We start from the raw sequence: 7,454 nt of genomic DNA, 5'->3' as shown, positions 1-7,454 counted from the left end.
GGTCGTCGCGGAACACCGCGCCGGCGGTGAACTCGGCCAGCCGCTGGGTCGGCAGGGCCAGCCAGTCGCTCGTCGTAGGGTGCCGGGCATCCGGCATCGCCAGGGAGGCGGCCAGGTAGTCGTCGAGGGCGTCCACGGTCACGCCGAGCACCTGGCCGGGCACCGCGGGCGTGGTCGGGATGCCGTGGAACGTCGCCGGCAGCGCCGCCTCGACGGCCGCGCGCACGGCCGGGACCTCGTGCCGGTCGCCGACGAACACCTGCAGCCGCGGGCCCCAGTCGTGGTCGGTGGACCGCGCGGTGTCGAAGCCGAGCACGTCGGAGCCGGTGTCGACGCGGCCCGCCGCGTACCGCCGGCCCCGCAACGCGGGCGCCACCACCTCGTCGTGCAGCCGGCGGCTGACCGCCAGGCCCGGCGTGAACTCCATGCCGATCTCCCCGGGATAGGCTCGAATGGATCACCCACGGTGGCGAGAGGACGAGACGATGGCTCTTCCCGAGATCGTGTCCCGCGAGCAGTGGCAGGCCGCCCGCGACGCCCTCCTGGTCAAGGAGAAGGAGGCGACCCGCGCGCTGGACGCGCTGGCCGCCCAGCGGCGCCGGCTGCCGATGGTGCGGATGCCGGGTGATTATGCGTTCACCGGCCCGACGGGCAAAGCGGGTTTACGCGACCTTTTCGAGGGCCGCGACCAGCTCGTCGTCTACCAGTTCATGGACAACGGCCCCGACGACATCTGCTCCGGTTGCGCCAGCTTCACCGACAACGTCGGCCGCCTCGAACACCTGCACGCGCGCAACACCTCGTACGCCGTCGTCTCGAACATGCCCCTGCAGCAGCTCCTGACCGTGCGCGACCGGATGGAGTGGACGGTGCCGGTCTGGTCCTCGCGCGGCAGCACGTTCGCCGACGACATCGGCGCCGGGGGCGGCTTCGGGCTGGCCGTGTTCGTCACCGACGGCGTCGACGTGTTCCAGACCTACCTCACCAGCGGGCGCGGCGTCGACCGGCTGCGGTTCGACTTCAACATCCTCGACCTGACGCCGTACGGGCGGCAGGAGAGCTGGGAGGACTCGCCGCTGGGCTGGCCGCAGACCGAGCCGTACAGCTGGTGGCGCCTGCACGACGAGTACTGAGCGCGTGTTCACCGTCGCACCCGCGTCGCCCGACCAGCTCGACGACCTGGCCGCGTTGCTCGGCCAGCGGCAGTTCTTCGCGTCGAAGCTCGCGGCGCAGGCCCGCGCGCTCGGGGTGCTCCTGGTGGGCCGGCTCGACGGCGCCGCGGTGGGCAACGTCTGGGTGTCGTTCTCGCCCGCGCCCGAGGCGGAGGTCAACGAGTTCCTGCCCGGCGTGCCGATGCTGGTGCATCTGGAGGTGCTGTCGGTCTTCCGCAACCGCGGCCTCGGCACGTCGCTCATCCGGGCGGCCGAGGACCTGGTGCGCGCGCGGGGACACGCACGGATCTCGCTGGGTGTCGGGATCGACAACCCGGGGGCGCGGCGCCTGTACGAGCGGCTCGGCTACGCGGAGTGGGCACACGGGACGATCGCGACCGGGTACCACTGGGTCGGCGGCGACGGGGTGCCGCGATGGTTCCCTGAGACGATCACGATGCTGGTCAAGTCCCTCACGGCTGGAAGCGGTAACCCATCCCCGGTTCGGTGAGCAGGTGGCGGGGATGCCCCGGGTCGGACTCCAGCTTGCGGCGGAGCTGGGCCATGTACTGCCGGAGGTAGTTGGTCTCCGTCTGGTACTGCGGGCCCCACACGTCGTGCAGGAGCTGCCGCTGGCTGACCAGCTTGCCGGGGTTGCGCAGGAGGATCTCCAGCAGGTGCCACTCGGTGGGCGTCAGCCGCACCTCGCCGGCGCCGTCGGGCGGGTCGACCGTACGGGCCGACAGGTCCACGGTGAACGGACCCACCTTGACCACCGGGGTCGCGTCGGTGGTGGCACCCATCCGCCTGGTCACGGCGCGGATGCGGGCGAGCAGCTCGTCGACGCCGAACGGCTTGGTCACGTAGTCGTCGGCGCCGGCGTCGAGCGCGGCGACCTTGTCGGCGCTGTCGGCGCGGCCGGAGAGCACGATGATGGGGACGGTGGTCCAGCCGCGCAGGCCGCGGATGACGTCGGCACCCTCCATGTCGGGCAGGCCGAGGTCGAGGACGACCAGGTCCGGCGGCCGGGCGGCCGCGGCCCGCAGCGCGGTGCCACCGTCGGCGGCGACGTCCACCTCGTAGTTGCGGGCGCGCAGGTTGATCCGCATCGCCCGCAGGATCTGCGGTTCGTCGTCGACCACCAGAATCCTGGTCACCGCACACCACCCGCCGGCGGCTCGCCGCTCTCGTCCACCTGTTCCGTACCGCCTTCACGTCTGTCGTCGACCCTGTCGTCCACGTCGTGCCGGGTCTCGTTCGCGGGGTGCCCGTCGTCCGCCGGCCCCGGTCCTGTGCCGTGCCGGAGACCGCGGGCGCGACGGGGAAGGTCGCGGCCGTGCGCGTGACCACCGCCGTGTCCGTGCTGGCCGTCCCCAGCCTCTTCACCAGGGCTGGCCTGCGCCCCGTCGGGGGCCGTTCCACGGTGACCGCCGGACTGGCCGGCGCCGTCCGTGCTCGCGAGCCTTGACGGGCCGGGCCTGGCACCGTTGTCGTCGGCTGGTCGGCCGCTGCCCGGTGCGTCCTTGTCGGCCGACTTCCGGCGGCGGCCGCCGAGCCGGCGGCGTTTGCCGTCCGACTCCGGCTTGGCCGCGGCACTCTGTCCGGCCAGGCGCGACGGGTGCACGGGCGTCGGCACGAGGCGGTGGCGGTCCGTACCCCCGCCGTCCTCGTCCGTCGCTTCGACGCCGTCCGTAACCCCGGCGGCCTGGTCGGGCCGCTCCCCCGGATCCGCCCGGCGGACCGGTTCCGGCACCGGCCCCCGCTCCGGCCGCGCCGGCTCCTCGACCGCCAGGTCCGGCGTCGCGGCCGCGCCCAGGCGCGACGAGAGCTGGGCGTCGCGGGGCCAGCGGCGCAGGCGCTCGCGGATCGCGCGGTCGGCCAGTTCCGTGGCGCGCGTCTCGGTCGGCTCGACGTCGGCCTCGGCGGACGGCAGCGACAGCACCATGGTCAGCCCGCCGCCGGGGGTGGTCTCCGGCGCGAGCGAGCCCGCCATCGCCTCGGCGAGGCCCCGCGACAGCGCCAGGCCCAGGCCGACGCCCTCGTGGTTGGTGTGGTCGCCGAGCCGCTGGAAGGGCTGGAACACCCGGTCGCGGTCGGCGTCCGGGATGCCGGGGCCGTGGTCGATCACCCGCAGCTCGACCAGACCGCCGTGCTCGCTCGCGGTGATCTTCGGTGGCTTGTCGACCGGGCTGTACCGGACCGCGTTGCCGATCACGTTGACCAGGATCCGCTCCAGCAGGCCCGGGTCGGCGTGGACGAGCGGCAGGTCGTCGGGCATCCGCAGGATCACCGGGCGGGCGGTGGCGCCGAGCTCGTCCAAGGCGCGCGGCACGGCCTCCTCCAGACCCAGCGCCGCCGGCACCACACCCAGCGCGCCGGCCTGCAGGCGGCTCATGTCGAGCAGGTTCGCCACGAGCCGGCTCAGCTTGTCGAGCGACTCGTCGGCGGCGGTGAGCAGCTCGTCGCGGTCCTCCGGCGAGAACTCGACCTCGTCGCTGCGCAGGCTCGTGACGGCCGCCTTGGCGGAGGCCAGCGGCGTACGCAGGTCGTGGCTGACGGCGGCGAGCAGCGCGGTGCGCATGCGGTCGGCCTCGGCCAGCGGCTGAGCCTCGGCGGCCTGCTCGACCAGGCGCTCCTGGCGAAGCGCGATCGCCGCCTGGGCCGCGAACGCCTCCACGATCCGGCGGTCGCTCGCCTCGAGGGTGCTCCCCCGCAACACGAGCGCGAGGTCGTCGCCGATCGGCACGTCGCTCGTACCCTCGGCGGGGGTGTGGCTCGGTGGGTTGCCGTCGATGGCCGCGACGCGCCAGGCGGTCGGGTCGCGGCGGCGGTCCGGCACGTCGACCGCGCCCGGCGCGCGTTCGAGCAGGGTCACCGACTCGAGGCCGAACATCTCGCGCAACTGGGCCAACAGGGCTTCCAGCGGGCGTACGCCGCGAAGCACCGAACCTGCCACGGTTGCCAGGGTCTGTGCGTCGGCACTCGCTCCCGCCGCCTCCCGGGTCCGCGTGGCGGCGGTGTCGACGACGGCGCTCACGGCTATCGCCACCACGACGAACACCGCCAGCGCGAGCAGGTTCTCGGTCTCGTTGACGGTGAACTGGTGCAGCGGCGGCGTGAAGAAGTAGTTGAGCAGCAGGAACCCCGCCACGGCCGTGGCGATCGCCGGCCACCGGCCGCCCACCAGCGAGACGACGATGACCCAGAGCAGGAACAGCATCATGTCACTGGCCAGTGACAAGTCGTCGGTGAACGGCACGAGGATCGCGGTCAGCGCGGGCAGCCCGATCAGCGCGACGAGGTACCCGGCGATCCGGCGGCTCCGGGACAGCGCCGCTCCCCCACGCCGGAACCGGCGCCGGCCCGCGCCGGCCTCCTCGTGGGTGACCAGGTGCACGTCGATCGGCCCGGACAGCGCGGTGGTGGTGACGCCGACGCCGGCGGAAAGGATCTGCTGCATGCGGCCGCGGCGGCTGGCGCCGAGCACGAGCTGGGTGGCGTTGACCCCGCGGGCGAAGTCGAGCAGGGCGCGCGGGACGTCGGCGCCGACCACCTGGTGGTACGTGCCGCCGAGGCTCTCCACGAGCAGCCGCTGCCGCGAGAGGAGCGCCGGGTCCGCGTCGACCAGCCCGTCACTGCGGGAGACGTGCACGGCGAGCAGGTCGGCACCCTTGCTGCGGGCGGCGATCCGGGCGGCGCGGCGGATCAGGGTTTCACCCTCGCGCCCGCCGGTCAGCGCGACCACGACCCGCTCGCGCGCTTCCCAGGTGGTGCCGATGCCGTGCTCCTCGCGGTACCGGTCGAGCTGCTCGTCGACCTTGTCCGCCAGCCAGAGCAGGGCCAGCTCGCGCAGGGCGGTCAGGTTGCCGACCCGGAAGTAGTTGCCCAGCGCCGCGTCGACCTTCTCCGTCGGGTAGACGTTGCCGTGCACCATCCGCCGCCGGAGCGCCTCGGGTGTCATGTCGACGAGCTCGACCTGATCGGCACCGCGTACGACGCTGTCCGGCACCGTCTCCCGCTGCACCACCCCGGTGATCTGCTCGACGACGTCGTTGAGCGACTCGAGGTGCTGGATGTTGACGGTGCTCAGGACCGTGATCCCGGCCTCGAGCAGCTCCTGGATGTCCTGCCAGCGCTTCTCGTTGCGGGAGCCGGGGACGTTGGTGTGCGCCAGCTCGTCCACGACGGCGACCTGGGGGTTGCGCTCGAGGATGGCGTCGACGTCCATCTCGGTGAACCGCGCGCCGCGGTAGCTCATCTCCCGCCGCGGCACGACCTCGAGATCGTCGACCATCTCGGCGGTGTGCTGCCGGCCGTGGGTCTCGATGAACCCGATGACCAGGTCCGTACCCCGCCCGGCCCGCCGCTGGGCTTCCTCGAGCATGGCGAAGGTCTTCCCGACACCGGGCGCGGCGCCGAGATAGATCCGCAGTTGTCCACGAGCCATCGCGTTCAATAGTCCCGCGCCGCGGTCCCCCACCGGGGCGATCTTGACGTTATCGCTACGCGTTATCCGTCACCGAGCGTGAACCGTGCCGCGGTGTGCCACGAATCCGGTTCCGGCGCACCCACCATAAGCCAGACCTCGCGCGCTTCGGCCCGCAGCGGGAGCTGTCCGCCCACCGCGTGGGCCGCGCCGCGCAGGTCCTCGACCGCGACATCGTGCCCGACCGTCAGATGGGGCACGACGTCCTCGAAGGCCCCGCCGTACGGCGGCCGGTCCGGGAAGCGCGCCCAGAGCGCTTCGGTGAGGGCGCGGAACGGCCGGTCGGGCGTGGGCGCGAGCCACACGACCTGGTCGCCGAACCACCGGACCTCGGTGAAGTCGACGGTGAACCGCGGTATCGCGGCAACGGTCGTTCTGACGGCCTCGAGGACGTCGGGGGTGATGCGGTCGGGCGGGATGAAGGGGTAGAGAGCGGTGACGTGCGCGGGCACTCCCCAGCGGGCGGCCTGGTCGAACCGCGCCCGGTACGGCCCGACGGCATCCTCAGCCTCGGGCACCGGCACGATCAGCGCGGTCTCGATCACCTGCACGCCGCCAGTCTCGATGCCCCACGCCTCTAGATCAAGAACCGTCTTCACGCCACCGTCGCGCCGCGCACACCTTGTAAGGCATCCTAGGATGTTGGTTTGGTTCAGAACTGCGGGGCGGACACCCGCGCCCGCGATGTGGCGCGATCCGCCGGCGAAGCGTGCCTCAGCACCCGCACGCGCCGGCAACCTTGCGCCCCGCCCCGGGCGCGTGCGCGCCCGGGCGCTCCGCGTCGAGAACCCGACCCCGAGCGGACCTCTACAGGCCGGTCAGGCCCACGTCACCAAATCAGCCACGGGCCGCTCCCAACCCGAGCAGAGCGGCGATACCCAGCGCGCTTCGTGGCGCGTAGGCGCAGCGCCACAGCCCGCCGTGGGCGGCGTACTCCGCCTCCTCGTGCCAGACCTCCGCCGCCGGCGTCGGTGGGTTGCGTAGGTCGTGGACCAGCAGCGCGGCCATCAGCGTGTTGCTGGTGGCCGGCTCGAAGACCTCGACGCCGAAGCGGTGGGCGCCCGCGTAGGCCGCCGCCAGCGCCCGGTTCTTGACCACCGAGCGGGTGCGGGTCGGCGGTGCGACGTTCATGCTGACGGTCACGCCCTCGGCCCTGGCCACCGTCGCGCGCCAGCGGTGGATGCGTTTCGAGAGCGCGTAGTTGGGGCCCTGCTGCGCCACCAGCGAATCGCAGATCCCCGGATCGTCGCCCGGTGCGTAGTTGCGCCGCAGCATCCGCCCACCGGAGAGCAGACGCAGCGGCCGCCGTAGTCGGGCGACCCCGGCCGGGCTGGCGTACGCGCGCTCGGCGTGCGCGACCGCCTCACCCGGGACCGCGAACACGTCCGTCGGCGTGGCCAGGAACGCCAGCGCAGTGTCGGGTCGGGACTGCCGCACATGGCTGGTCAGGGAGTCGACCGCGCTGCTCAGCCGGACGTTGATCGCGCCGTCGGCGTAGACGTAGTTGCCCAGCACGAGACGCCCGTCGAACCCGTCGAGCCAGCCCGCCACCGACCCGATCCCGTGCAGCAGGTCAGCGCCCGCCCGACCGCTCAGCTCGCCGTCGCCCTTGGTGGCCGGCACGTGCAGGCGGCCCCCGTACCTCGTCGCCGTCTCGATCAGCCGCGACCACAGCGCGGGCCGCGCCAGGTCGACGGCCGCGACCTGGTTGCCCCAGCGCAGCAGGGACGGCACCGGACCCATCTCGGCGCCGGCGCCAAGCGCCACGACCGTCGTGCCGCCGAGGTCGAGCCAGTCCGGGTTGGCCTAGATCGGAA

5 protein-coding genes and 2 pseudogenes are annotated in these 7,454 nt (G+C 73.2%); 2 read left to right on the top strand and 5 right to left on the bottom strand.

All coding sequences use genetic code 11. From position 1 onward, the window contains the following. Positions 1–427, bottom strand: a pseudogene (locus tag AB0H87_RS35035) (hypothetical protein); the annotation flags it as partial. A gap of 58 nt (positions 428–485) precedes the next feature. Between AB0H87_RS35035 and AB0H87_RS35030 the strand changes: the two are divergent. Further along, a complete protein-coding gene (locus AB0H87_RS35030) occupies positions 486–1,133 on the top strand; it encodes a DUF899 family protein (protein WP_360155769.1) in 648 nt (215 codons plus the stop codon). Positions 1,134–1,137: 4 nt separating this feature from the next. Then, complete coding sequence (locus tag AB0H87_RS35025) at positions 1,138–1,662, top strand: GNAT family N-acetyltransferase (RefSeq protein ID WP_360155766.1); 525 nt, start codon at positions 1,138–1,140, stop codon at positions 1,660–1,662. Here AB0H87_RS35025 and AB0H87_RS35020 read toward each other — a convergent pair. From AB0H87_RS35020 to AB0H87_RS35005, 4 genes and pseudogenes are all read right to left on the bottom strand, one after another. Further along, a complete protein-coding gene (locus AB0H87_RS35020; protein WP_360155763.1) occupies positions 1,625–2,308 on the bottom strand; it encodes a response regulator in 684 nt (227 codons plus the stop codon). The two genes, AB0H87_RS35025 and AB0H87_RS35020, sit on opposite strands and share 38 nt — an antisense overlap. 764 nt (positions 2,309–3,072) lie before the next feature. Further along, positions 3,073–5,598 (bottom strand): annotated as a pseudogene (locus AB0H87_RS35015) (DUF4118 domain-containing protein); the annotation flags it as partial. Positions 5,599–5,660: 62 nt separating this feature from the next. Further along, on the bottom strand, positions 5,661–6,188 hold the full coding sequence (locus AB0H87_RS35010) for a 2'-5' RNA ligase family protein (protein WP_360155760.1): 528 nt from the start codon (positions 6,186–6,188) through the stop codon (positions 5,661–5,663). Positions 6,189–6,474: 286 nt separating this feature from the next. Beyond that, positions 6,475–7,371, bottom strand: a complete 897-nt coding sequence (locus tag AB0H87_RS35005) for a hypothetical protein (protein ID WP_360155757.1) — start codon at positions 7,369–7,371, stop codon at positions 6,475–6,477. Between the last annotated feature and the right edge of the window lie 83 nt (positions 7,372–7,454).

Origin of the sequence: Asanoa sp. NPDC050611 (assembly GCF_040654855.1) — a bacterium.
In the GTDB taxonomy this organism is placed as follows: domain Bacteria; phylum Actinomycetota; class Actinomycetes; order Mycobacteriales; family Micromonosporaceae; genus Asanoa.
Note: the sequence above shows the minus strand (reverse complement) of the source record. Positions and strands in the feature narration are given on the sequence as shown.

What these genes read in the sequence shown, in the direction of transcription:
- AB0H87_RS35030 (WP_360155769.1), top strand. Translation starts at nt 486, where the DNA reads ATGGCTCTTCCCGAGATCGTGTCCCGCGAGCAGTGGCAGGCCGCCCGC.